23 protein-coding genes are annotated in these 24,003 nt (G+C 45.7%); 15 read left to right on the forward strand and 8 right to left on the reverse strand.

All coding sequences use genetic code 11. The features are described from left to right. Positions 1 to 208: 208 nt before the first annotated feature. A complete protein-coding gene (locus QUA53_RS15420; RefSeq protein WP_333098214.1) occupies positions 209 to 1,747 on the reverse strand; it encodes a PAS domain S-box protein in 1,539 nt (512 codons plus the stop codon). A gap of 307 nt (positions 1,748 to 2,054) precedes the next feature. On the opposite strand from QUA53_RS15420, the gene QUA53_RS29235 reads away from it, so the two are divergent. The 10 genes from QUA53_RS29235 (at position 2,055) to QUA53_RS15465 (ending at position 11,827) form a co-directional block, all read left to right on the forward strand. Then, a complete protein-coding gene (locus QUA53_RS29235; RefSeq protein WP_445304955.1) occupies positions 2,055 to 2,585 on the forward strand; it encodes an RNA-guided endonuclease InsQ/TnpB family protein in 531 nt (176 codons plus the stop codon). 12 nt (positions 2,586 to 2,597) lie between these two features. Continuing rightward, positions 2,598 to 3,314 carry an RNA-guided endonuclease InsQ/TnpB family protein gene (locus QUA53_RS29240; RefSeq protein ID WP_445304957.1) on the forward strand — a complete coding sequence of 239 codons (717 nt, stop codon included), beginning with the start codon at positions 2,598 to 2,600 and terminating at the stop codon, positions 3,312 to 3,314. Between the two features lie 225 nt (positions 3,315 to 3,539). Beyond that, the gene (locus tag QUA53_RS15430) at positions 3,540 to 4,190 is read left to right on the forward strand and encodes a DUF3386 domain-containing protein (RefSeq protein ID WP_333098216.1); all 651 of its coding nucleotides are present in this window, start codon (positions 3,540 to 3,542) and stop codon (positions 4,188 to 4,190) included. Positions 4,191 to 4,468: 278 nt separating this feature from the next. After that, on the forward strand, positions 4,469 to 4,705 hold the full coding sequence (locus tag QUA53_RS15435; protein WP_006632519.1) for a NifU family protein: 237 nt from the start codon (positions 4,469 to 4,471) through the stop codon (positions 4,703 to 4,705). A gap of 202 nt (positions 4,706 to 4,907) precedes the next feature. Further along, a complete protein-coding gene (locus tag QUA53_RS15440; protein WP_333098219.1) occupies positions 4,908 to 7,154 on the forward strand; it encodes a glycoside hydrolase in 2,247 nt (748 codons plus the stop codon). Positions 7,155 to 7,508: 354 nt separating this feature from the next. Beyond that, positions 7,509 to 10,076 carry a PAS domain S-box protein gene (locus QUA53_RS15445; protein WP_333098220.1) on the forward strand — a complete coding sequence of 856 codons (2,568 nt, stop codon included), beginning with the start codon at positions 7,509 to 7,511 and terminating at the stop codon, positions 10,074 to 10,076. Between the two features lie 11 nt (positions 10,077 to 10,087). Further along, complete coding sequence (locus tag QUA53_RS15450) at positions 10,088 to 10,252, forward strand: hypothetical protein (RefSeq protein WP_333098221.1); 165 nt, start codon at positions 10,088 to 10,090, stop codon at positions 10,250 to 10,252. Positions 10,253 to 10,434: 182 nt separating this feature from the next. Next, positions 10,435 to 10,827, forward strand: coding sequence for a response regulator (locus QUA53_RS15455; protein ID WP_333098222.1), 393 nt, complete (start codon positions 10,435 to 10,437; stop codon positions 10,825 to 10,827). A 462-nt stretch (positions 10,828 to 11,289) separates the two neighbouring features. Next, positions 11,290 to 11,508 carry a hypothetical protein gene (locus QUA53_RS15460; RefSeq protein ID WP_333074130.1) on the forward strand — a complete coding sequence of 73 codons (219 nt, stop codon included), beginning with the start codon at positions 11,290 to 11,292 and terminating at the stop codon, positions 11,506 to 11,508. Between the two features lie 196 nt (positions 11,509 to 11,704). Further along, the gene (locus tag QUA53_RS15465; protein ID WP_333074128.1) at positions 11,705 to 11,827 is read left to right on the forward strand and encodes a hypothetical protein; all 123 of its coding nucleotides are present in this window, start codon (positions 11,705 to 11,707) and stop codon (positions 11,825 to 11,827) included. 192 nt (positions 11,828 to 12,019) lie between these two features. On the opposite strand, the gene QUA53_RS15470 is transcribed toward QUA53_RS15465, so the two are convergent. Further along, positions 12,020 to 12,163, reverse strand: a complete 144-nt coding sequence (locus tag QUA53_RS15470) for a chlorophyll a/b-binding protein (RefSeq protein WP_015176459.1) — start codon at positions 12,161 to 12,163, stop codon at positions 12,020 to 12,022. Between the two features lie 672 nt (positions 12,164 to 12,835). Between QUA53_RS15470 and QUA53_RS15475 the strand changes: the two genes are divergently transcribed. The 3 genes from QUA53_RS15475 (at position 12,836) to QUA53_RS15485 (ending at position 15,082) form a co-directional block, all read left to right on the forward strand. Continuing rightward, positions 12,836 to 13,390 (forward strand): NYN domain-containing protein, encoded by a 555-nt coding sequence (locus tag QUA53_RS15475; RefSeq protein ID WP_333098224.1) that lies wholly within the window; start codon positions 12,836 to 12,838, stop codon positions 13,388 to 13,390. Between the two features lie 327 nt (positions 13,391 to 13,717). After that, complete coding sequence (gene rnc, locus QUA53_RS15480; protein ID WP_333098225.1) at positions 13,718 to 14,431, forward strand: ribonuclease III; 714 nt, start codon at positions 13,718 to 13,720, stop codon at positions 14,429 to 14,431. A 222-nt stretch (positions 14,432 to 14,653) separates the two neighbouring features. Beyond that, positions 14,654 to 15,082, forward strand: coding sequence for a DUF1824 family protein (locus tag QUA53_RS15485; protein WP_333098227.1), 429 nt, complete (start codon positions 14,654 to 14,656; stop codon positions 15,080 to 15,082). Positions 15,083 to 15,215: 133 nt separating this feature from the next. Here QUA53_RS15485 and glgA read toward each other — a convergent pair whose 3' ends face one another. The 6 genes from glgA to QUA53_RS15515 form a co-directional block, all read right to left on the reverse strand. Further along, entirely contained in the window at positions 15,216 to 16,643 is a 1,428-nt protein-coding gene (gene glgA / locus QUA53_RS15490; protein WP_333098229.1) for a glycogen synthase GlgA, read from the reverse strand. A 415-nt stretch (positions 16,644 to 17,058) separates the two neighbouring features. Beyond that, complete coding sequence (locus QUA53_RS15495) at positions 17,059 to 17,886, reverse strand: S1C family serine protease (RefSeq protein WP_333098231.1); 828 nt, start codon at positions 17,884 to 17,886, stop codon at positions 17,059 to 17,061. 357 nt (positions 17,887 to 18,243) lie between these two features. Beyond that, positions 18,244 to 19,215: a hydroxymethylbilane synthase gene (gene hemC / locus QUA53_RS15500; protein ID WP_333098233.1), complete on the reverse strand. Its 972-nt coding sequence runs from the start codon at positions 19,213 to 19,215 to the stop codon at positions 18,244 to 18,246. A gap of 48 nt (positions 19,216 to 19,263) precedes the next feature. Then, the gene (locus QUA53_RS15505; protein ID WP_333098236.1) at positions 19,264 to 19,503 is read right to left on the reverse strand and encodes a hypothetical protein; all 240 of its coding nucleotides are present in this window, start codon (positions 19,501 to 19,503) and stop codon (positions 19,264 to 19,266) included. A gap of 360 nt (positions 19,504 to 19,863) precedes the next feature. After that, positions 19,864 to 20,916, reverse strand: a complete 1,053-nt coding sequence (locus QUA53_RS15510) for a hypothetical protein (RefSeq protein WP_333098237.1) — start codon at positions 20,914 to 20,916, stop codon at positions 19,864 to 19,866. A 145-nt stretch (positions 20,917 to 21,061) separates the two neighbouring features. After that, a complete protein-coding gene (locus QUA53_RS15515; protein WP_333098239.1) occupies positions 21,062 to 21,622 on the reverse strand; it encodes a hypothetical protein in 561 nt (186 codons plus the stop codon). A 190-nt stretch (positions 21,623 to 21,812) separates the two neighbouring features. Between QUA53_RS15515 and QUA53_RS15520 the strand changes: the two genes are divergently transcribed. Both QUA53_RS15520 and QUA53_RS15525 read left to right on the forward strand, forming a co-directional pair. After that, entirely contained in the window at positions 21,813 to 22,898 is a 1,086-nt protein-coding gene (locus QUA53_RS15520) for a T4 RnlA family RNA ligase (RefSeq protein ID WP_333098240.1), read from the forward strand. 220 nt (positions 22,899 to 23,118) lie between these two features. Beyond that, entirely contained in the window at positions 23,119 to 23,967 is an 849-nt protein-coding gene (locus QUA53_RS15525; protein ID WP_333098241.1) for a phosphatase domain-containing protein, read from the forward strand. Positions 23,968 to 24,003 lie beyond the last annotated feature (36 nt).

Below are 24,003 nucleotides of genomic sequence, written 5' to 3' on the forward strand. Positions count from 1 at the left end.
CTCTGTTGATACACAACTTGTTTTATTTCATTATATTTTATCAGTTTTTTGTATAATTAATTCTGTCTACCTACTTAGCTTGGTGTATCGATCGTATTATGTCCGCTGGAACAACTCCCATCAAATAGGTTATTTGACCGGAAAGGATATTGCACGCATAAGATTGCACTTTCGCACTTTTAATGGTTTTAACTTGTGCTTGATATAATTACCCACTGCCCTTTTTTTTCGGAGTTTTTGGAGGGCTGACATATCGCGCCCAAAAAGGTTCCTCCATATCTTTCATCGCTGCTAGTTTTTGGCGTTCTTCCTCTATGCGCTTGCGTTCTGAAAGATCGGAAAATATGTTGATATTGCCGACAGTCTGGCCGCCCGCATCTCGCACGCGTGCGGCCCAAAGCCAAACATCGATCGAACTACCGTCTTTTTTTAACAAAGATATTTCCAAACCGTTTTGCGGTTTGCCATTAGACGCAGACTTTAGCAGCGCGTAAAAATCTTGCTTTTGGCCTTCAGGAATATTCGGTAAAGGTTTCCCTAAAACCTCAGCAGCAGTCCAGCCAAAAAGTTGTTCGGCGGCGCGGTTCCAAACAACGGTATGGCCGTCATTGCTGGTACAGTTAATTGCCAGCGGCGCCGATGCTATCTGGGCTTGCAAAACTTGGTTAACGAGTTGTAGTTTCAATTCTACTTGCTTGCGATCGGTAATTTCCTGACAAGCGCCCCACAAACGGACAACCCGTTCAGCAGTTTTGTCCCACACCACTTGCCAGTAGTCCCGCACCCAGCGCACCTCGCCTTTTTGATTAATAATTCGATACTCATTAGCTCCAGTGCGGCTGAAAGTACAGCCTTCTAATTGTTTAATTAACATTTCCCTGTCGTCGGGATGAACGAGTTCAGAGTTCCACCAACCAAACGATTCTAATTCTTCAGGAACGATCCCGGTGCCGCGCTCAAAAGCTTCTGTCGCCCACTCGCAGGCGAACTTGCCGTCGGGAAGTCCCTTAAAAGAATAGGCAAAATCCGAAGTAATTTGCGACATAACTCTATAGTGGAGTTCCGACTCTCGGACTGCGATTTCGGCTTGCTTTCGTTCCCCTATTTCCCGCGAATTAATTATAATTCCCTGCACGCTAGAATCGTAAAGCAAACTGTTACCTATCGACTCCATGTATATCCAAGAACCGTCCGCGTGGCGTTTCCGATATTCGATTGCCCCTCCAATTCCTGGAGATTCTAACAACTTACCAAAATACGTCTGCCAAGCCAGCAAATCATCTGGATGGATTAACTCGCCGTGAAATTTACCAATTCTTTCTTCTGGGTTGTAACCCAAAAGCCTCTGTAGGGCTCCGCTGTGGTATCGAACTCGCCCGTCGGAGCCAACAATGCTAATTAGATCGGGAGAATTACGCAGCATAGCTTGCAGTTTTGCTTCACTTTTAGTTAATGCTTGATTGTCCCTGCGATGCTGGCTGATTTGTTTTTCCAACTGCTCCCGTAGCTGTCTGATTTGCCCTACTTGCTGGGCTACAGTGCGTTCCAAAAGGCGATTATTTTTTTCAATCTCAACCAGCTTTGCGGCGTTATTTGTGGCGCTTTCAAACAAGCGGCTGCCTGCCATTTCTTGTAGAGAATTTGATAAATCTTCCAAAATTTTTGTAAAAATTGCCTGTTGGGGGAGTGGCAATTCCCTAGATTGTTCCTGCAATGTTTCTAAGTGTTTGTAGACAGTTTCTAGCATTTTATTAAGGGGGGAATCTAATAGTTGCCTGCGGGTGCAACCCCTAAAAAGCGGACACAAGTTTTTTCAACATAACCCATAACAAAGACTGGTGTCTGGCGATCGACCAATCGCGCTCTCAATAACCAGGCATTTTGTGACTTTATCTTTTCGTGGGGATTTGGGGTAGCTATAAGACCCACACCATAATCTCTGATTTCGCGCGTGGATACATGGACTCCCCCAAGTTGATTTTATGGGACTCGATCTCCCTAAAAGCAACATTTAACCCTACACTACTCACTAGCAAACACTGTATAATACTGGAATGCTGACACTTACACACCGCTACCGAATTTATCCAGACTCCGCTCTTGAGCAACAACTCATTGAGTGGATGGAAATCTGTCGAGGCGCATTTAACTACGCATTGAGAGAGATAAAGGATTGGTGTGACAGTCGTAAGTGTCCGATTGACAGATGCTCTCTGAAGAAAGAGTACATCATTTCTCCAGAGCTGAAGTTTCCCGGCGAAATTCAACAGCTTAATAACTTGCCGAAAGCTAAGAAAGAATTTCCCAAGTTGAGTGAGGTTCGTTCTCAGGTTCGACCGCATGCTATTAAGCAGTTGCATAGAGGGTGGGAATATTTTCAGGAGAGAGGGTTCGGTTTCCCCAGATTCAATAAGTATGGGCAATTTAAGTCGTTGCTGTTTCCTCAATTTAAAGAGAATCCGGTGACGAATTTGCACCTTAAACTGCCCAAGATTGGGGCAATTCCCATCAACTTGCATCGACCTATCCCGACAGGGTTTGTGGTCAAACAAGTGCGAATCTTGAGGAAAGTCGATAAATGGTAAGCATCTATTTCGCTGCAATGTGATGTCAACGTTCCCGACCCAACACCCTACGGTCATCCCATTGGAGTTCATATTGGGTTGGAGAAATTCTTGGCAACAAGTGACGGTGTTCTTGTAAAACTGCCAAAGTTCTTTAAAAGTCTGCAAGGTAGGCTTAAAGTGCTGCAACGCAGACTGTCTCGAAAAAGTAAGCGGTCTAAAAACTACGAAAAACAACGCCTTAAATTTGCCCGACTTCACCATCAAATTGATAACACGAGGAAAGACTTCCACTTCAAGCAAGCCCATGCCCTTTGCGATCCTGGTGATCTGGTTTTCATGGAAGACTTGGATTACCGCATCAGTGCCAAAGGGATGTTTGGGAAGCATATGCTTGACGCTACTTTTGGACAATTCAGAACCATCGTTAAGTATGTGTGCTGGAAGCGTGGGAAATTCTTTGCCGAAGTTGATGCTAGGAGGACTTCTCAAGAATGTCCTGAGTGTGGCGGGGAAGTCAAAAAAAACCTGAGTGTTAGAGTTCATAGCTGTCCTCACTGTCGATACACAACGGATAGAGACGTGGCAGCAGGTCAGAATATCAGAAACCGAGGAATATCCCTCATTAGTACCGTTGGACAGACGGGAATCGAAAGCGCCTGTGCAGCAGATCTACCGGGGACTGAGGTAACTCAGTCTGGGCAAGTGGCGAAATTTCACAAGAGAACAACCAGGAAACCTAAGAAGTGATTCTTGGGAAGCCTATACCATAATCTTTGATTTGGTGTAGGAGGATGTCACTTTCAAATCATAGCAACCGATAGAGACAGTAAATTCTTGTTGCGCCCTAATTGCCAGCCCAGCAGCACCCCCAAAAAGTGCTCGCCAAGAGTGCGGGTAACTCCCCTACCCAGTGAATGTGGGGCTTCTCGCGGTTAAGCTAAACTAGATGGGTGTCAAGAGAAAGAGGGATTTATGACAGAGCAAGCCAACGCTCGCGATTTGTTTCGCGCTGCTTACGAACACCGCTATACCTGGGATGCCAATTTTCCCGGTTACAGTGCCGATATTGAACTCAAACAGGGCGACGAAGTATATACGGGTCATGTTTCCATCAAACCCGACATGAGCGTGGAAGTCAGCGGCATTGAAGATGAGGAAGTGCAGCAAAGCGTCTACACCCAAATGCGCGATATTGTCACCCACCGCAAACGCTCGACATTTGAAAAATCTCACGGCAAAAATAGCTTTACCCTGGGCGAGAAGGACAGCACCGAAGCTGTTGACATCTTGGTGCAAGGCGACTCAATGGGCTCGAATTATAAAATCCGAGGTCTCTCAATTTGTCAAGTCAGCCGGGTGATGGGCCGCATGGCTTTCGTAATTGACACACACAAAAGCTTAGAGACACCCGAAGGTTCTTTGGCGACTCACTATGATGCCGTTTTCCGCAACCCCCAAACAGACGAAATCATCAGAGAACTCGAATTTGAAGATACCTTTGAGAAGATAGGCGACTATTATGTCATGACAAAGCAAGTAGTTCGAGCAAAAGAAAAAGGTCAACTGACAACAACCGAGTTCAACTACTCCAACGTCAAACTGCTAGAACCAGCAGTAGTGTAGCGCGATCGAAAACCCAAGTTCTTAAATAAAACGGGTTTTTTTGGTTAACCTATCAGAATCAACTTGATTTGGCAGCAAGTAAGGCTACGATCGAACTAGAGAGCGAATTCAGATCGAGCATCAGCATGACAGAAACCGGGTTTCCGGCAGCCAGTTCACCTGAGTGTACAAGTCTTTTGTCAAGGAACCCGGTTTCTTAAATCTCGTGCGGTTGAGAATGCTGCCCTTGAGTCAAATAGAACAAAATCAACTGCAAGAAATCATCACAGAGGCGAAATATGACACTAGCACTAACCAGAGATAACGTCGAAACAGTTCTCGATGAAATGCGCCCTTACTTGATATCCGACGGCGGCAACGTCGAGCTCGTAGAAATCGACGGCCCAGTAGTACACCTGAGACTGCAAGGAGCTTGCGGCTCTTGCCCCAGTTCCACAATGACTCTGAGAATGGGGATTGAACGCCGCCTGCGCGAAGCTATCCCAGAAATTGCCGAAGTCGAACAGGTAATGTAATTAGTCAGTTGGCAGTTGACGGTTGACAGTTAACTGTTACCAGTTGACGTTTAACAGTTGACTGTTGACTGTTACCAATTACCAATTACCAGTTGACTGTTGAGTGTTGAGTGTTGACTGTTACCAATTACCAATTACCAATTACCAATTACCAATTACCAATTACCAATTACTGATTACCAATTATCAATTACCAAATTCAATGTCTCACCCTCTTTATGTAGCCTTCATTTGGCACCAACATCAACCGCTGTACAAATCCAGAATATCAGCTAACTCCACAGAGGCTCAATACCGACTGCCTTGGGTGCGCTTGCACGGAGTCAAAGACTACTTGGATTTAGTGCTAATGCTGGCAAAATATCCCAAACTTCATCAAACCGTAAACCTGGTTCCGTCCTTGATTTTGCAGATAGAAGACTGCATCGCAGACAAAGCATTAGACCCTTACTTGACGGTGACATTAAAGTCAGCAGAAATTTTAACCCTCCCAGAACAAGAGTTCATTTTAGAACACTTTTTTGACGCCAATTACCACACTCTGATTCAGCCGCATCCCCGCTACGCTCAACTCTACACTCAGCGGCAGGAAAAAGGCATTAAGTGGTGTTTGGCAAACTGGAAATTGCAGGATTTTAGCGACTTGCTGGCGTGGCACAATTTAGCTTGGATTGACCCGATGTTTTGGGACGACCCCGATATTGCAGGGTGGCTGAAACAAGGACAAAATTTTAGTTTGGTAGACCGAAAAAACATCTACTCAAAACAAAAAGAAATCCTCGCTCGCATCATTCCCCAGCACCGTAAAATGCAAGCTGAGGGACAGTTAGAAGTCTCCACAACCCCCTACACGCACCCGATTTTACCGCTGCTTGCCGACACCAACGGCGGCCGCGTAGCTATTCCAAACATGACGCTGCCACAACACCGGTTTCAGTGGGCAGAAGATATTCCCAGACATTTGAGAAAAGCCTGGGAAATGTATCAAGATCGGTTTGATTGCCAACCGCGCGGTTTGTGGCCGTCGGAACAAGCAGTCAGCCCGGAAATTTTGCCCTACATTGCCAAACAAGGCTTTAAATGGATAGTCTCGGACGAAGCAGTATTGGGCTGGACAATTAAACACTTTTTCAACCGCGACGCGACAGGGAATGTCTACGAACCAGAATTCTTATATCGCCCTTACCGTTTAGAAACTCCTGACGGCGATTTAGCCATAGTATTTAGAGACCACAGATTGTCCGACTTGATCGGGTTTACTTACGGTTCGATGGAACCGAAAAAAGCAGCATCAGATTTAGTGGGACACTTAGAAGCGATCGGCAGAACTCTCAAACACCGACAGTCCGACGGTCAAACAGCTTTAGAAAATCCCTGGTTAGTTACGATCGCCCTAGACGGCGAAAATTGCTGGGAATTCTATCCCCAAGACGGCAAACCGTTCTTAGAATCCCTCTATCAAACTCTCAGCGACAACCCAGATATCAAATTAGTCACAGTCTCGGAATTTCTCGACAAATTCCCAGCAACCGAAACAATTCCCGCAGCCCAACTGCACACCGGTTCCTGGGTGGACGGTTCTCTGACAACTTGGATCGGCGACCCCGCGAAAAATCGCGCTTGGGACTTGTTAGGGCCCGCGAGACAAATGCTGGCCAACCATCCAGAGGCCACAGAAGAAAGCAACCCAGAAGCTTGGGAAGCGCTTTACGCTGCCGAAGGTTCCGACTGGTTCTGGTGGTTTGGCGAAGGCCACACGTCGAACCAAGATGCCATGTTCGACCAGCTATTTCGGGAACACGTAGCGGGAATTTACGAAGCTCTCGGCGAGCCCGTACCCCCGGAAGTGCGGCGGCAAGTAGAGGTGCACGAGGTTCAAGGCGACCACCTGCCGCTGAGCTTTATTCACCCGGTGATTGACGGTATCGGCAACGAACAGGATTGGGACAAAGCCGGTCGGATTGAAGTTGGGGGAGCAAGGGGTACGATGCACCGGAGTTCGGCAATTCAGCGGCTTTGGTACGGGGTTGACCACTTGAATTTTTACATTCGTGCCGACTTCAAGGTAGGGGTGCGGCCGGGAATTGATTGCCCGCAGCAGTTAAATTTGTTCTGGTTTTATCCCGATCGCACGATGCACAACAGTCTGATTCCGCTGTCGGGTTTGCCTGACGAAGCACCGCTAAACTATCGATACCACCATCAGTTAGAGATTAATTTGCTGACGAAATCGATTTGGTTTCAGGAAGCAGAAGAGGGCGATGAGTGGCAGCCCCGCATTAGCCGCGCCCAAGTGGGAGTGGATAAATGTTTGGAGGTAGCAGTGCCCTGGGCGGATTTGCAGATTATGCCCGACTGGCAGGTGAGGCTGATTGCGGTTTTATCGGAAGGTAGTCGTTACTCTAGCTGTATGCCGGAAGATGCTTTGATTCCGATCGGAATGCCGTAAAAAGCCATTAGCGATCGGTAATCAGTCATTAGGCTGTAGGGGCGGGTTGCACCAGCTTTCATAGAACTGACAACCCAAATAAATATAAACCCGCCCCCTGAATTAGTCATTAGTCATTTTTTGAACCAACAAACAATTAAATAATTATCAAATTATATTAAATTGGGGCTTCAACTCTGGCTACTTAATGCCTTCATCATTTCGAGCGCGTCCGGTCGATCGAGGGCTATAAAATTTGTTTGTAGTGAGGGCTTCATCCCTCATAAGAAAGACGACTTAAGTCCTCACTACAAAACATATAATGGTTAATTTACCGGACATCATATCATTAGTCATGGGGAAATTAACACACTAATGAGCCGCATTTTACTATTGGTCGATCGCCACCAACAACTTAATTTGCCGATCGCCCACCTCAACACCGAGCATGAGGTGATCGTACTCGATCGCGCTTTAGATCCCAACTCCGAATTTCCCTTTCCCCAAATCGCTTTTGACTTGTGCATTCTCGACGAGGCAAATTTCGATCGCATCGGGCCGCTGCTAGAATCATTAAAAGCTACCGCCGAGCCGATATTTTTACCGTTTTTGCTTGTTAGTAAATCCCAAACGCCTGCTCTTTTTGAGCAGCCATTTTCGCAGCAGGCAAAACAACTCGAACGCAGAATAGACGATTTGATAGTAAGTCCCGCCGAACCCGCCCAACTGCACTTGCGGGTAGAGAATTTGTTGGCCCGCAGGCGGCTGTCGCTAGAACTCCACAGACTTCAGGAAGTAATTAAAGAACAGACTTTTACAGAAAGTTTGTTAAAGGACTCGCTGCAAACGGCAAACGAAAACCTGCAAGGGGAAATCGCCAAGCGGGCGGAGGTAGAAGCGGGACGGCGAGAAAATTCCTATCTCGACTTGCTGATGAATGCCATGCCAGATATTGTCTGCTTCAAAGATGGCGAGGGCAGGTGGCAGGAGGCAAATCAAGCGATATTGGAAGTGTTCGAGCTAGAAAAAATAGACTACCGCGGTCTCAAAGATTTTCAGCTAGGAGAACTCAGCAGTTTTTACCGCGAGGCGCTACAGGCGTGCGAGGTCAGCGATCGAGAAGCGTGGGCAAAAGGTAAGCTTTCTAGGGGAGAAGAAGTGATTCTCCGCTCAAACGGTACTGTGAAAATCTACGACGTGATTAAAGTACCCGTATTTCACCCCGACGGCAGACGCAAAAGTATCGTGATTTTGGGCCGCGACATCACGGAATACAAGCAAGCTAGAGACGAACTCGTTCGCTTAGCGTCGATTGTCGAGTCTTCCGACGACGGTATAATCAGCAAAACCCTCACCGGGACAATTCAGAGCTGGAACGCAGGAGCGGAGAAGATTTACGGCTACTGCGCGGCGGAAATCAAAGGGCAGTCGATCGAGATTTTAGCCATACCCGAACGCCCCAAGGAAATACCCCAAATATTGGAAAATATTAGGGCTGGAGCCACCATCGACCATTACGAAACCGTGCACTTGCGGAAAGATGGCCAACAGATAGATGTGTCCCTGACGATTTCTCCGATTAAAGACGCCACTGGAGCGGTAACGGGCGTTTCGACAATCTCTCGCGACATCAGCGACAGCAAGCGAGTCGAAAAAGCCTTTGAACAACTCCGCCACCAAACAGAAATGATTTTGTTCTCCGCAGGAGAAGGAATTTGCGGGTTGAACAAAGAGGGAAAAGTAACTTTTGTCAATCCTGCGGCTGTGAGAATGGCTGGGTGCGAATCGAAGCAATTGATCGATCGACCACTCTATGAAAGCTTACACCGTTCACAGGAAGAATGCTCGAGGGCGATCCAGCAACTCTCACCTGCAACAGACATCAATTCAGGCTCTGAACTTGTCCCACACTGCGCCGCACCGCAGGCGGGCAAACTGCTGCCGAACCGGGTAAGTTCTCAAATTTTAGCTACCTTGGAAGACGGAGAGGCGCGGCGCGTCACCGATGAGATTTTTTGGCGGCGAGACGGCAGCAGTTTTCCGGTTGAGTACGTTGTCGCTCCGATGCGAGAACAAGGCGAAATTATTGGAGCTGTGGTGACTTTTAAAGATATCACCGAGCGGCTTGCCGTCGAGCGCATGAAAGATGAATTCATCTCTGTTGTCAGCCACGAACTGCGGACGCCCATGACCTCAATTCACGGCGCCCTCGGCCTCCTCAACAGCGGCCTGCTTGACGCTTACCCCCAGAAAGCTAAGCGGATGCTGGAGATTGCTGTCACTAACACTGACCGTTTGGTGCGCTTGGTCAACGACATCCTAGATTTAGAGCGGATGGAGTCGAGTTACAGCACTGCCATCAAACAAACTTGCAATGTGGCTGAGCTGATGTTGCAGGCGGCTGACGAGATGCAGGGAATGGCTCAGCAGGCGGGAGTTACTCTGTCGGTGAAGCCTGTGGGGGCGCAATTGCAAGCTGTTCCCGATCGGCTAATTCAAGCCTTGACCAATTTACTCAGTAATGCTATAAAGTTTTCTCCCTCGGGCGCTACGGTTTGGCTGAGCGCGGAGTTGACCCACAATCCGGATTTGGTAGAAAAAGCAGCGCACAAGTCGGTGTCGTCTCCGTCTTTGTTGTCTCCTGAGCCGGCCGCCGCGCCTCCGCACTTGCCAGTTCCGAGCTCGTGGTACATCGTGATTGCTGTGAAAGACCAAGGGCGGGGTATTCCGCCAGACAAACTGGAGATGGTCTTTGAACGCTTTCAACAAGTTGATGCTTCTGATTCTCGCCAGAAGGGAGGTACTGGTTTGGGGCTGGCTATTTGTCGCAGTATCGTGCACCAGCACGGGGGGCGGATGTGGGTGGAGAGTGTTGTGGGGGAGGGCAGCACTTTTTTCTTAAGTCTGCCACTTCTCAGGGAGGGGCTTGCAACTGAAAGTTAATTACTACCCAGGTGTACCCAAAGTTACTGATTTTGTGCGGATTGTTCGATCGAGTCATCGACAAACAATCTCAGCCTTTTCTGGCGTTTGGGGACAGCAGGCAAAAAGCGCGATTTGAGGTGGAAAAGCGGCTTTTTTGGGTGGGATATTTTACAGCAACCGCGCCAGACGGTTAGGATGTTCTTAGTTGAAATCCTGCCGCTCGATTGCAACTTCGGTCTTCCTTGTTCCTTCTTTCTTCAACATCTGCTATACAGTTTTGAAAATTTACTGTAAAGTCTGATCGGCTAAAATAATTTGCTTTACAAAATATTCACATTTCGCCTCTAATCTGTGATCAGTTCTCATTTCTAAAAAAATGTTAATTTTGACTGCCAAGCGCATCTTGGTTATTGACGATGCGGAAGATATTCGGGAAGTAGCTCAAGTCAGTCTTGAACTGGTGGGGGGCTGGGAAGTCCTGACAGCTAGTTCGGGCCGCGAGGGGGTTGCTAAGGCTCTTGCCGAACAGCCTGATGCTATTCTATTGGACGTGATGATGCCTGACCAAGACGGGCCTACTACTTTTCTAGAGTTACAAGCTAATAAGGCTACGCAGCACATTCCGGTAATTTTATTGACAGCTAAGGCTCTGGCTGGGGACAGGCGGATGTTCGCGGATTTGGGGGTGGTGAGCGTGATTGCCAAGCCTTTTGAACCGATGTTTTTGGCGGCTCAGGTCGCTGAGGCTTTGGGCTGGGAGCAAGAATAGATCGATCGCGCGCCTTGAATTGTACAGTTTTTCAAGCAGTAGTTTTGCAGGCAAAGATAGTTAAAAAAACTTGCTTTCTTTGGTATCGTTCCTGAGATCGAATCGGGTCGATCGGACAGGATATATGTAGCGACTTAGGCGCCGTGCCTTTCGTCTTGTCAGCTTAAGACAAAAAACCTCAGTCCGGTATCAATTTCAACCCTGTTGGTGTTGGGGTGAAATTGATACAAATTATGGATGCCTAAGTTCCTATTGGTACTGCGCTTATTTAACGGCATTCGACCTCAGCCATGAACTGAATATTCCTGTGGGTTTCTCGGACAAATATAAGCTGGCAGGATTATTTTACTTTTTGTAACAACTCACTCGTCTTCATAAGTTCTTCAGGTTTTAGTTTTATGTTTAAGCAGAACGTCAGGGATCGCTCCTGACTGTTGGCAGACACATTGGGAGAAGACGATTATGCCCTCAGCTTACATTTTGCTACTAATAGTTTCTCTGGCAGCAGTCTGGGTTTACTGGCAAACCTCTCAAGATATTTTTGTTCTTGTGGCTTGGGCCGGGCTGGGTTGTTTTATTTGGGGTTTCTCTTGGGCTCCTTGGAGCGTTCAGCTTTTGATTGTGGTGTTACTCTTAGGCCTCCAAAAGTTCTACTTGCGCGACGCTCAAAGCTGTGAGTGAAAGAGATGTTTGATTTTTGTGCCTGGAATTGAGATATGCAGGCATTCGTGAATCTCTCTAATGATTTGGTTATCGCTCCATATCTTCAAAAAAGGTTTAAAATATCATGAATAGTTGCCCTTGTTGCTCCTCTAAATTGCTCCGCCACGCTCGCCACAATCGCGTTTATTGGTTCTGCTCGCACTGCTGGCAGGAAATGCCCGATCTGTCGGAGATGATTTTAGGTAACAGCGTGCGGACTCACAAACGCGACGGTTTGGTGAAGGTGGCGACTTTGACTCCTAAATTGAGGATTTTTGAGTCTGTAGAAATTGCTTAGTTTGCTGGAGTTAGTCTCGCGATAAATATTGAGACGGAAAAGATTTTTGATTGTCCCATCTGTTAGATTTTTTGATAAAAAATGCAAAAGCCCCTTCCGTGTGAAGTGAAGGGGACTTAAGAGCGGGGGGGCTTTTGCACTTGTGATGGGGTCGCCCGACTGAATTTCAGCTATTGTATGCAGTTAAGCTGATTACATCAAACCGATTTGAGAGAGAATGCCTTGACCGGTGAGGAATTCGGTAGCTAGGCCGATAACGAAGCCCAACATTGCCAAACGGCCGTTCCAGGTTTCAGCAAACTCAGTGAAGCCAACTTTTGCGTCTTTGTTTTCCATGACCAGAAACCTCGTTTAATTTCAACCTTATGTAACTAAACTTAACACAGCAGTACAAAGTTTGCAACATATTTTTACATTTACTGTTCAAATGCCGGAGATCAGCGGGATGGGCCCGCAGGGAGAGGGGATCGCGGGGGAAGGGGGAGAGAGTTTTTGATGTGGGGACGGGCGATCGGTGTCAAGTTGGCGAAAACCTTGGTGAGATGTCTAAGGATGTAAAAAAATTATTTTGAGTTAATACTTGACATCCAATAATTAGAACGCTAGCCTAAAAGCACAGCTAAAACTAAAGATCGCATTCAAAATGAAGGAATGTTGATTGAGTCGTCTTAGCTACACGGTTTATAAAACTGGGGCAAGTTTCTAGCAGCCCGTTGAGCGGAAAGTACGTCTAATGTCGTTTTGACAAGTTCATACAAGCTTGAGAAAATCGAAACATTATTGAGTTCAATTTCCCTTCAACGGGCTGCTACTAAACTCGTTCCAGTTCTGTAAACCCTGTAGCTAAGACGCTAATCAAATCCCAACAAAATTACAGTGTTTTGTGGTGACAGATTGTCTTGTGCCGATATCTTCATTTTTGAGCAAACCCACAGACAAAACTCCATTAATGCTAGATGCGCGATATGTCGAGGCTGTCCAGTCAACCTCTTTGTAGGGCATAATGAAATGACGGACAATCATCGAACCACAGGCAAACAACAAACCCAGTCTCAGCTAGTTGCCATGTTGTTGGATTCTCAGGGTGTCCACTTAAACCAAAAGCAAGCTGAATTATTGGTCACTTTTGCCAAATCAAAAGGGCGTTTAGAACCGCCGAAAAATTACTATAACTCGCAGCACAAAAATCAAGTTAACGACAAAACTCGGCTAGAAAAGCTGGGTTTTATTGGCGTTGATGTTCCCGATTCAGGCAAAAATAGTGCAGATAAACAATTGGTGTTTGACTGTATCAAACGAGTGGCAACTAAGCCTTCTCCTGACATAATTGTCCTAGGGTTAGCAGATCGGGACTTTGCAGGTTTAATCACCGTTTTGAAGGATTTACGTAAAACAGTCATCGTTTTTGCACGGCGTAAAAGTGCAAGCCAAAAACTGATTAACCTTGTTGGCGAGGATAACTTTCATGATGTAGATGAATTGTCTAGTTTGTGTGCCGGATTGAAACCGCAACTTGAAAATCAAAAAAAGTTATCAAGAGAAGCAGATAAATTATCTGCTTGAGGCAACACAGTCCGCCAGGGAATGAATTCCCTGTCTAATAGCTAAAGTCGGTTTTAACCGACTTACAGAGAGTTAAAAAAACACAATCTTCAGTCCTCTTAATAGGACTTTAGCTACTCGCTGTGGGGTTTTAAACCCTGGCGGACTGAGTGACATACAGACTAATAGTATAACCGCCAAAGATCTGTTAAAATTCCCCTCACCGCCGATAGCAAAAATCCAGTTTATTTGATAAACTAGATTCTCTAAACAAACCGCTATTTGCGGCTATTTTATGTCCACCTAACAACACAAAAGTCCGCAAACAATAATCATTACAAAACTCTTATGCCATTAACTAATCCAACACAAGAGATAGAAATAGCCATTCCCGAATTCCACCATGAAAAACTGCTGCGCCAAGCGCTCACCCACCGTTCCTACGTCAACGAAAACCCCACATTCCGCGAAGAAGACAACGAACGCTTAGAATTTCTCGGCGATGCTTTGCTGACTTTTCTCAGCGGCGAATATCTCTATCAGCGTCATCCAGAAATGGGAGAAGACCAACTGACTCGTCGGCGTTCTGCATTAGTAGATGAAAAACAATTAGCCAGATTTGCTACTGAAATAGGTTTAGACTTAAAAATGCGGCTCGGAAAAGGAGCTTATCGAGAAGGTGGGATTACCAATCCAAATTTGCTCAGTAGCACTTTTGAAGCATTTATTGGCGCTTACTATCTGGACACGCAAGATATGGACAAAGTTCGCCAGTTTGTACAACAAATGTTTGATTCTGTTCCCGAAAATGTTGTGGAAACTCGATCAACTGTAGACTCGAAAAATCGCTTTCAGGAATGGGTACAAGCCAACGGTGACACCACTCCGCCCAAATACGTGACCATCCAAGCAGGAGGAACCCCTCACAAGCCGGAATTTCTCGCTAAAGTTTATGTCGCAGAGAAACTCTATGGAGAAGGTAAAGGCAAAAGCAAAAAAGATGCTGAGAAAAATGCGGCTGAAGATGCCCTAGCAAAGCTAAAAAAACGCGGACTGATCTAAACTTGAAAACGCGGGTAAAAACTACTAGCTTTTTTCTGCGGCGATATGGACGTTGGCGAAGCCCTCGAAGACGATCGCCAGAATTGATTGCCAGACCACACAATCAGCTATAATCAGGACTTGTGCAAGTGTTACCGCCGTCGATCGAGGGTTGCAAGGGCAGAAATTCGTTGACGAGTAGCCGAGTGTCGATCGTAATTTTGGGAAATATCAGAGCAATTCATGTCTACTCAAAACCCGACTACCCTAACTGTTGAAGAAGCACAGCAAATACTCAAGGATTTCACTTGTCTGGATATGCAATCGGTAGCATCGCTGCTGGAAAAAAAGGCACTCCGTCAAGCGGTTTTGCTGGTAGCAAGTTTGTCGGATTATCAAATGTTGGGAGTGTGCGCTGATTCGACGGATGAGGGGTTTTTAGCTTTAGAAGCTTATTTGAAAGGATTGGGATATCAAGTGGTTTTAGATCCCAATGCTGTCTCGACCTTTGCTGGTTCGGTTTATATTAAGTTCAATACTTTGAAGGGGTCGTATTATGTTGACGGCTATCCCGGAACTTACCGGGGCGTTTTGATTTCGTGTCAATCTGCCTCAGAAGGTGGAGTTACTGGTACTTACGGTCATTTACCTCTCGATTTATTTGTGGATTAATGTGTCAGTATTCAGTTGATCGATTAAATTGAATCAAAAACTGACTCATGCACCTTACTAAGCTGTAGGGTGCGTCAGCCGATCGCCCTTCGATTCAGTTGAATCAAACACCGACTGACGCACCTTACTAAAATTAACCTTTACCAACGATCAATTCTGGTTCTTGTTCCGGTGCGATTCCTTCGGGCGGCAGTCCCAAAATATCGCTGTACAAGTTGACGTATTTCCGGGCCGAAATATCCCAGCTAAAATCTTCTCTCATGCCACGCTGTTGCAGTTCTCTCCACTTATCTTTGTAGCGGAAACCTTCCCAAGTTCTGATCATGCAGGTGAACAAATCGAGGGGTTCGTAGCGATCGAAACAGTAACCTGTACCAGTATTGTCGATCGGGTTGTTGTGGGAAACGGTATCTACTAAACCGCCGGTGCGGCGAACCATTGGCACGCACCCGTAGCGGAGGGCGAGCATTTGGCTGATGCCGCAGGGCTCGAAACGACTGGGCATCAGGAAGCTGTCGCAGCCTGCGTAAACGCGCCGGGAGAGGGCCTCGTTGTAAAGTAGTTGGGTGGACATCCGACCGGGATAGCGGGCTGTCATTTGCCAGAGTTGGGTTTCGTAGTAGCGATCGCCCGTTCCGAGTACAATAAATTGAGCGTCGGTATAGGCCATGAACAGATCTAGCATTTGAATTATCAAATCCAATCCCTTCTGTTCTACCAGCCGCGTCACCATGCCGATCAAAAAAGCATTTTTATTCACTTCCAAACCGACTTCTTCTTGCAGCGCAATTTTATTAGCGGGGCGCTTTTCAATAGTATCAACACTAAATTGTTGATGGAGGTACTTGTCAGTGGCGGGGTTGTAAGATTCTGTATCAATTCCATTCAAAATGCCCGATACTTTACCGCCGAGGTAAGACAGCAAACCTTCCAAAGTTTCCCCATAAGCTGGGGTTTTGATTTGCTCGGCGTAAGTCGGTGAAACTGTATTTACTCGATCGGCAAACTGTACTGCGGCCGCCATTGTATTGTGACCTTGCATATACCAAGGACACCAAGTCATCTGCTCCAAACGCCAGCGCCACGGCCCTTGATAAGCTAAATTGTGAATAGTAAAAACCGTGCTGATATCGGGGTCTTGACTCATCCAAACAGGTATCATCCCCGTATGCCAGTCGTGACAGTGGATAATTTGTGGCTTCCAATGATTCCAGGCAAATTCAGCCGCAGCATTGGCAAAGAAAGTGAACCTCCAATCTTCATCTAAACCGCCGTAAACGCGGCGTGGCAAGAAAGATGGATGTTGTAATAAGTATAAAGGTACATCGGTTCCCGGCAAAACACTTTCAAAGACCGAGAAGCTTTGGAACATGGCAGACCCATCCCAAACAGGTTTTTTGGGAACATCCATTTTGTCGGGAACGAAACCGTAGTAGGGCATGAAGATGCGGACATCGTGGCCCATGCGCCGCAGAAATTTCGGCAAAGCGCCGACGACATCGCCCATACCGCCCACTTTAGCGAGGGGTGCTGCTTCGGCGGATACAAATAAAATACGCATTATTTTTTTGTGTTCCTTGAGATTGTTAGTCTAGATTAAGTTTAAATGGGGAGCGTCACAATATTAACGCGATCGTGCCAAATAAATAATTTTCGATCCCTCTTCTCAGATCTGCGTCGGTTCATCTGCAATAAAAAAGAGAGCGATCGCTTTTTGAGGTAACAGTGGCGGGGGATGAAAGTGCGATCGCCCGTACTCTTCTCCCGCGATAATTTTCACGATCTAATCAAATTTATCTGTCACTTTCTGAGGGACGGTAAACATCAAAAATTGTATGCAGTCTGCTCACCTTTACGCATTAGTAAAACTGCACGCAAAGCCATCAGTATATAATTAAGCAAATAGCGATCACCTTTTCCGTCCCCTCTGAGAAAAAGGGCGATCGCCCGAATCACATATTACGGATAACTCCCGACTAATTCTGAGAATTGTCCTCAAAAGTCTCCTCAAATCCCGCTAGAAAATCATCCAAAGCTTCAGAGGCGATCGCCAAATTAATATTATCAGCATCTTCCCATCCCCACGTATTCACCCCAACCACTTGACCTGCCATATTAATCAGCGGCCCGCCGGAATTTCCAGGATTAATCGCCGCATCAGTTTGCAACACCTTCACCTCACCAACATCATCTTCTTCGTCGTCGCCTTCTTCATATTCCTCGGGTTCGCGAATTGCACTCACAATACCTTGAGTTACAGTTGAAGCAAACTGCCCCAAAGGATTGCCCACAGCAATTACTCTATCTCCCACTTTCACATCAAAAGACAACTCTAGGGGAGGATATTCTTGGGGAGAGTCCACTTGTTCCCCTGTGTTCGGGTCGAAAATAAAATCGCTAATTAAGAGTAATGCTAAATCTTCTTCAGCATTACCAGTAAACACCACCTCTGCCAATCTCAATTTTCCGTCGTGAGTTTCCACTAAAACCTGTTCGACTTCATCTTCTTCATAAAAGTAATCTTGATCGGCAATATCTTCTACAACGTGATAGTTCGTGACAATTATGTCCGGCGATACAAAGAACCCGCTCCCTGAAGAAATCTCTTCTTCTGTATCCCAATCCATGACGTAAATTGACACTACGGACGGCAAGACTTGCTCGACTACATCCGAAAAATTTCCTGCTTGAGTTTTGAACTCTTTCAATTGCTTCTGCAAAGCTTGTTGGTCGGCCTGCATTTTGCTATAAAGTTGCTGAACCTTTTTCAATTCCAGCTTTAATTGAATTTCTCTAGCGCTCATATTTGGCTTTTACCTGAAATAAATTGCTGATTAATTTTGGATGTTTGATTGTAGATTGTGAATGGGTAGATTAAGAATTATAGGACTTACGAAAAAAAACCGGTTTTTACCATAAATCTTGGGCTATACAGCGAGACTTACATCAGAAACCGGGTTGCTTAACACCCGTGCGGAGCGTCCTAAATTAGTCAGATATTTTTGAAATCTATCGCGCAAGTCCTACCTAAAATCCCATCAACAATCTACAATCAGACTGCTATTCTATCTGTTTTGCCGCGAAACGCCTGTTATTTTTATTATTGTACAAAAGGCGATATATCGCATCTAAAAGCATTGACCAAGAGATGCGGAGCGGTTTTAGGAACCACGTTGAACTTGGACAAATATTTCCTCCAAAATTGCACTAGCACCCTGTTGGCGCAGTCGGTGAGCGAGGTCAATTCCCAGCATTTCAGCAGTCTCGGCGGCGCCGGAAACAGTATCTTTGACGAATCGCTTGCCATCGAGACTCGATACCATTCCGGTTAAGGTTAATTGACCGTTTTCTATTTTGGTATTGACGCCGATTGGGACTTGACAGCCACCTTCTAATTCCCGCAGGAATGCGCGTTCAGCATAACATCTTTGGGCGGTTTCCGAGTGTTCGAGAGCTTTAATCACTGACATGATTTCTGTGTCTCCGGCGCGGCATTCGATGCCCAAAGCACCTTGTCCGACGGCGTGAAGGGAGATTTCTGCAGGGATAATTTGGTGGATGCGATCGCCCATTCCCAATCTTTCGAGGCCGGCCACTGCTAAAATAATCGCGTCGTAACCGCCCTCATCTAATTTAGCGAGTCTAGTATTGAGATTGCCGCGAATATCTTTAAATTCAAAATGAGGGAAATGGTGTCGCAGTTGAGCTAGCCGCCGCAGGGAAGAAGTGCCGATTACTGAACCTTCTGGCAGGGTGTCTAGTTGCTTGTCTTTATGCTTGGAGTGAACTACCAGGGCGTCAGCGGGATTTTCCCGTTCGGTGACGCATCCTAAAATTAAACCCTCGGGCAAATTGGTAGGCAAATCTTTGAGGGAATGAACGGCAAAGTCCGTTTCATTGTTAATCATCCCCGTTTCTAATTCTTTGGTGAAAAGTCCTTTATCGCCAATTTTAGCGAGGGCGACATCAAGAATTATGTCCCCTTGGGTGGACATGGTGTGGACTTCAAAAGTGTGTTCCGGGAAGTGTTTCTGTAGCTGTTCTTGCACCCAGTGGGTTTGCACGAGAGCGAGTTGGCTTTTGCGGGAACCGATGCGAACGGTTCGGGAAGGGGCAGATGTGGTTGGGGACATAAGATCGATCGGAGGATAGCTTGAAATCAGCCAATATATTCACCTGATCTAGCGTACCGCAGGTGGGGACTTTAATTGCTGGTTGGGATAATTCGGGCGATAAAATAGAAATACCAGGTTTTGACCGCCTGTGTGAAAAAAGGATGCAATGGTAGGCAAGCTCCAAACCTTTACATAATAAGCCATTGCCCATCTAAAATCTAAAATCGTATGACCGCCAGCAGCCGTAACCCTTGATGATGTTTCCCATCCTGCATGGGGCGTCGCTGGCACGGGGGCGATCGACATTCCGAAGCAAACGCTGGCGGCGATGTAAGATTTACCTAGGGTCGAGCCGGATGAACCTGGTTGACATGAGGAGTTAGCTTAGCTGCAGCGAGAAAGAATTAGCTCAAAGGTTGCGAGATTTGGAGAGAGAAATGTAGTGGGAAGGGGAAAAGGGCGATCGCAATTGCGATCTTATTTATAAAGCCACCAAATAGCTTAGCATAAAAAGTAGACTTATTGCATATATCTCCCATCGATCTACCGCAGATGCAAGGCAGATAAACGCAGATAATTTATAGATTGTTTGCAAATGAATGCAATTGGAGTCTAGTGATAGCCATTACCAAATCTAAAATCTAAAATCTAAAATCTAAAATGGTATTAACGCTGCCCTGCTTGAAGTGCAGAATTTGCTATTTGCACAACTTCTTGCTGCCGTGCGTTTTTCCTTGTGACTCGGTACAGCACCCCCAGCCTTTGCCACTCAACAAAAGCAGTGCAGTAAGCACCGCAATTATTGAAATAAATTCCCCTGATGCCACCTGCCAATTCAATGCTTCTATAAGTATCCTGTGGCAATCGCGAAGGAGGCGAAAACGGTTCATTTCTTTTAGCTTCGATTGTGCCGAAATAACAGGATGCTGCCCGGCATCCTTTGCCTAAATACATTCCCACAATGTAACCGTGGGCACCGGCTTGCACATCAAAATCAAGTTGCTGAACGTCAGATAAAGGAAGTCTACTCGGAAGAAAAACAGGCACTCGCGTTTTGCCTTTGATTTGTCTAGAAATGTTACTCGCAGGAAAACGACTGTTAGCTTGGTTTGCACCTGAGTTATCGGGGATTGGGGGAAACTTCTGCACAAAATCCCTCCACTGCACAACTCTATTTTTAGCAATGTTAAAAGTGGGAATAGAGTATTTTTCTATGGAAAAAGAAGGGCGACCATTTTTCAGGTTGAAGCTGCGGCGAATCACTGTAATTTCTGGTTTGCCTAAGCCGTAAGCTGTGGCTATGGAACGGGCGAGATTGCAGCTAATTTTGAAGCGTCCCATCTCAATATTACCATTTTCCGCTTGATAAGACCAATTGTAACCCTCAGAAGCACGATCGCGATCGCAGAGAAAATGAGAAATCTCAAACATCTTGGCAATATGAACATCGTACAACCGCAACTTACGGCGGTCGGCCGATTTTGCAGTGTTGCGATCGGGTACAATAAATTGTATCGGTTGCCAGCTATCTTCAGGGGAATAATTAAACCAGCGGATTTCTGTAATCGGGAGTTCATTTCTGGCTAACGCTGAGTTTGGTATCAAAGGTGCGTGAAGCGAAGCTATCCCGTTCCCCGCAGGGGTTCCCGAAGGGTAGGGAATCGTAAAAGCAGTCACCGCACAAGCAAAAATCGCCGCAAATAGCCATCTTCCCCTCATCCTCATTTCTCCCTAAGTAGGTAAGCGCAAAAAAATATAGCATCTTGTAAGAGGCGAGTGCGAGTTAAGATATATCATACAATAACGGTAAGGTGCGTCCTTACGCACCCTACATATAGAAGTTGTGCCTCCCCGACTGCTAAACTTAACGCTTCCCAGCTTGAATAGCAGAATTTCCTATTAAAATTAAATCAGATTCTCGTCCGTTCTTAATGGCGACGGTATACATAAAACCCTGAGTTTTCCACTGAAGAGTTGCTGTGCAGTAAGCCCCGCAACCGTTATGAAAAACTCCTTTCACTCCGCCCGCAAGCTTGACATTTTTTAACGTCTTAGTTACCCCTTCTAGTTTTGTAGTAAACTCGCCGCCTTTTTGACCTTCAATTGACCCAAAAGTGCAAACAGTCGTACCGCCGCAATCGGGTTTATACTCGATTGAAATACTATAGCTGTTTGCTTGTGCTGTAGTTGGATAGTACATTTTTTGCGGAACCGGAATCCTGCTGGGAATAAAAATAGGCACTTGCGTTTTGCCTTTTAACTTTCGCAAAATTTCATTTACCGGAAACGCAGTGCCTCCTTGAGCAATTTGTGTTGTTCCCGATTGTCGCTGCGACAGTTGTGAAGCTCCAAAAACAACAGAGAGAGGTACTAAAGCAGTTAATACACCAGCAGAAGTAGCCAAAAGTAATAATTTCTTCCTCACGGTATTTTACCTTAATATTCCAAGAGTTTAGTTTGGCGGCGAACCGCATTCACTTATGTACAACCATAATTCAAAATACCAAATTAACACTCGCTTTTCCGGGAGAAATGTTTTTTGACTATCTTGACAAGGTTGCCAGAATATGGAGTCATCTATAATATAGAGAAGGCGAGCAATTTAGGAGTCGATCGTGGAACTGCAAGAGTATTTGCGCCAGCACGGATTGGAAACTTTGTCCGAAACTTATCATATCAAAGTTACCCGCCACCGCCAATATCCCGATATAGTCTGTCTGAAATACTCGCAGATAGAATCTCCATTGGGCGAAAAAATAGTCCAGCAGTGCCGAGGCATTATTTTAGATTCATCTCAAGATTGGCAGATAGTTTCTTATCCCTACGACAAATTTTTTAATTACGGAGAAATTCACGCTGCTGCAATTGATTGGACAAATGCCAAAGTTTACGAAAAACTAGACGGTTCTCTGACTGTACTGTATTTTTACAAGGGAGAATGGAGAGTGCAATCTAGCGGCACTCCCGACGCCGCCGGCGAAGTTAATGGTTTTGGGTTCAGCTTTGCCGAACTTTTTTGGAAAGTATGGCAAGAATTGGGATATCAATTGCCACAAGAAACAGACGAGTGTTTTATCTTTGAGTTGATGACGCCTTACAATAGAATAGTTGTCCAGCAACAAAAAAATCAAATCGTGCTGCACGGGGTTCGCAACACTCAAACGCTGCTAGAAACAGACCCGAGTCTTTGGGCTAATAAATACGGCTGGGAATTGGTAGCATCCTATCCTTTAACTAGCTGGAAAGAAGTTATCGAAGCGGCTCAACATTTAGACCCGATGGATTCGGAAGGGTATATTATCTGCGACGCTAACTTCAACCGAGTTAAAGTTAAGTCTCCGCAATATGTCGCGATTTCCCATCTGCGCGAAGGGTTTTCGACCCGCCGCCTGATAGAAATTGTTTTAACTAATGAAGGAGAAGAGTTTTTAACTTATTTTCCTGAGTGGAGTGAGTTGTATCAACAAGTTAAGGACAAATATCAATCTTTGGTTGAAGAAATCGAGGAAGCTTACCGACAGCACCAACATATCGAAATTCAGAAAGATTTTGCATTAGCTGTGAAACATTTGCCGTATTCCGGAATTTTGTTTTCTTTGCGAGCCCGAAGAGTTGCGGGAGTGAAAGAAGCTCTCCGTGATGTTACGATCCATAAAATAGAGGAGCTATTGGGTTTAGATTACATCCATCTAGGTTTGTAGTAACGACTACAGTCGTTTCTTGAAGGAGGACTAAAATCCTCACTACGAACGAAAATTAAAATTATATTTAGGTGACAGAATAAAGAAGTAAATGCAGCTAATTAAGCCTAAGATACAGGTAGCTAAAAATCTTGCTGTATGAGCATTATTCCTTCTTCCTTCTTCCTGACATCCGTTACATCCGTTACAGAATCCGTTGCCGAACTTCCTTATACTTACCATGAAAAGAGTTATTGTACTTGTCGGTTTACCTGCTTCTGGAAAATCTCAATTTGCTAGGGAATTGCTGCTGTCTGAACCTGCAAAGTGGGTGCGTAGCAATAAAGATTTGCTCAGAGAAATGGCTCACGCTTCTCATTGGTCGCCGGCGAATGAAAAGTTTATTGTGAAGCTGAGAGATACGATTATTTTGATGGCTTTGGAAAGTGGCAAACACGTCATTGTTGATGATACTAATTTTGGCCCTCACATCGAGCATATCAAGGAGTTAGTTAAAGGTAAAGCTGTTGTCGAAGTTAATGATTCTTTCCTACAAGTTCCGGTGGAGGAATGTATTAAACGGGATTTGAAAAGGCTTAATTCGGTGGGGAAAGATGTGATCATGAAAATGTACAATAAGTATGTGCGGGTTCCCGTTGAGCCACCGGAATATAACCCGGATTTGCCGGATGCAATTATTGTAGATATGGACGGTACGCTGGCGCTTCTCAACGGCAGAAATCCTTTTGATGCTTCGAGGTGCGATCGCGATTTGCCCAATCAGCCCGTCTTAGATACAGTTCGCAAGTGGCAGTCCAGCGCCCATATTATTGTAGTGTCGGGCCGCACAGACGACTGTCAGCCTCAAACGGAAAAATGGTTGCAGCAGTATGAGGTCAATTATGCCGCTCTTTATATGCGGAAAACCGGAGATATGAGGAAGGATGCGATTATGAAGGAAGAATTTTATCGGCAGCATATTGCAGGAAAATATAATGTTAAGTTTGTGTTGGACGATCGCCAGCAAGTTGTTGATATGTGGAGAGGCTTGGGATTGACGGTATTCCAAGTAGATGAAGGGGATTTTTAAGACCGGGTTTTTTGGCGCGGGTATCTCCCAACTCCT

It is taken from the genome of Microcoleus sp. Pol12B3 (assembly GCF_036701355.1).
Taxonomy (GTDB): Bacteria; Cyanobacteriota; Cyanobacteriia; order Cyanobacteriales; family Microcoleaceae; genus Microcoleus.

Excerpts from the sequence above, each read along its gene's own strand:
- QUA53_RS15430 (WP_333098216.1), top strand. The coding sequence starts at position 3,540 with ATGACAGAGCAAGCCAACGCTCGCGATTTGTTTCGCGCTGCTTACGAA.
- QUA53_RS15470 (WP_015176459.1), bottom strand. The coding sequence starts at position 12,163 with ATGGAAAACAAAGACGCAAAAGTTGGCTTCACTGAGTTTGCTGAAACC.
- QUA53_RS15475 (WP_333098224.1), top strand. The coding sequence starts at position 12,836 with ATGACGGACAATCATCGAACCACAGGCAAACAACAAACCCAGTCTCAG.
- QUA53_RS15445 (WP_333098220.1), top strand. The coding sequence starts at position 7,509 with ATGAGCCGCATTTTACTATTGGTCGATCGCCACCAACAACTTAATTTG.
- rnc (WP_333098225.1), top strand. The coding sequence starts at position 13,718 with ATGCCATTAACTAATCCAACACAAGAGATAGAAATAGCCATTCCCGAA.
- QUA53_RS15460 (WP_333074130.1), top strand. The coding sequence starts at position 11,290 with ATGCCCTCAGCTTACATTTTGCTACTAATAGTTTCTCTGGCAGCAGTC.
- hemC (WP_333098233.1), bottom strand. The coding sequence starts at position 19,215 with ATGTCCCCAACCACATCTGCCCCTTCCCGAACCGTTCGCATCGGTTCC.
- QUA53_RS29235 (WP_445304955.1), top strand. The coding sequence starts at position 2,055 with ATGCTGACACTTACACACCGCTACCGAATTTATCCAGACTCCGCTCTT.
- QUA53_RS15525 (WP_333098241.1), top strand. The coding sequence starts at position 23,119 with ATGAAAAGAGTTATTGTACTTGTCGGTTTACCTGCTTCTGGAAAATCT.
- QUA53_RS15440 (WP_333098219.1), top strand. The coding sequence starts at position 4,908 with ATGTCTCACCCTCTTTATGTAGCCTTCATTTGGCACCAACATCAACCG.
- QUA53_RS15435 (WP_006632519.1), top strand. The coding sequence starts at position 4,469 with ATGACACTAGCACTAACCAGAGATAACGTCGAAACAGTTCTCGATGAA.
- QUA53_RS15510 (WP_333098237.1), bottom strand. The coding sequence starts at position 20,916 with ATGAGGGGAAGATGGCTATTTGCGGCGATTTTTGCTTGTGCGGTGACT.
- QUA53_RS15455 (WP_333098222.1), top strand. The coding sequence starts at position 10,435 with ATGTTAATTTTGACTGCCAAGCGCATCTTGGTTATTGACGATGCGGAA.
- QUA53_RS15505 (WP_333098236.1), bottom strand. The coding sequence starts at position 19,503 with ATGTCGATCGCCCCCGTGCCAGCGACGCCCCATGCAGGATGGGAAACA.
- QUA53_RS15420 (WP_333098214.1), bottom strand. The coding sequence starts at position 1,747 with ATGCTAGAAACTGTCTACAAACACTTAGAAACATTGCAGGAACAATCT.
- QUA53_RS15465 (WP_333074128.1), top strand. The coding sequence starts at position 11,705 with ATGCCCGATCTGTCGGAGATGATTTTAGGTAACAGCGTGCGGACTCAC.
- glgA (WP_333098229.1), bottom strand. The coding sequence starts at position 16,643 with ATGCGTATTTTATTTGTATCCGCCGAAGCAGCACCCCTCGCTAAAGTG.
- QUA53_RS15485 (WP_333098227.1), top strand. The coding sequence starts at position 14,654 with ATGTCTACTCAAAACCCGACTACCCTAACTGTTGAAGAAGCACAGCAA.
- QUA53_RS15495 (WP_333098231.1), bottom strand. The coding sequence starts at position 17,886 with ATGAGCGCTAGAGAAATTCAATTAAAGCTGGAATTGAAAAAGGTTCAG.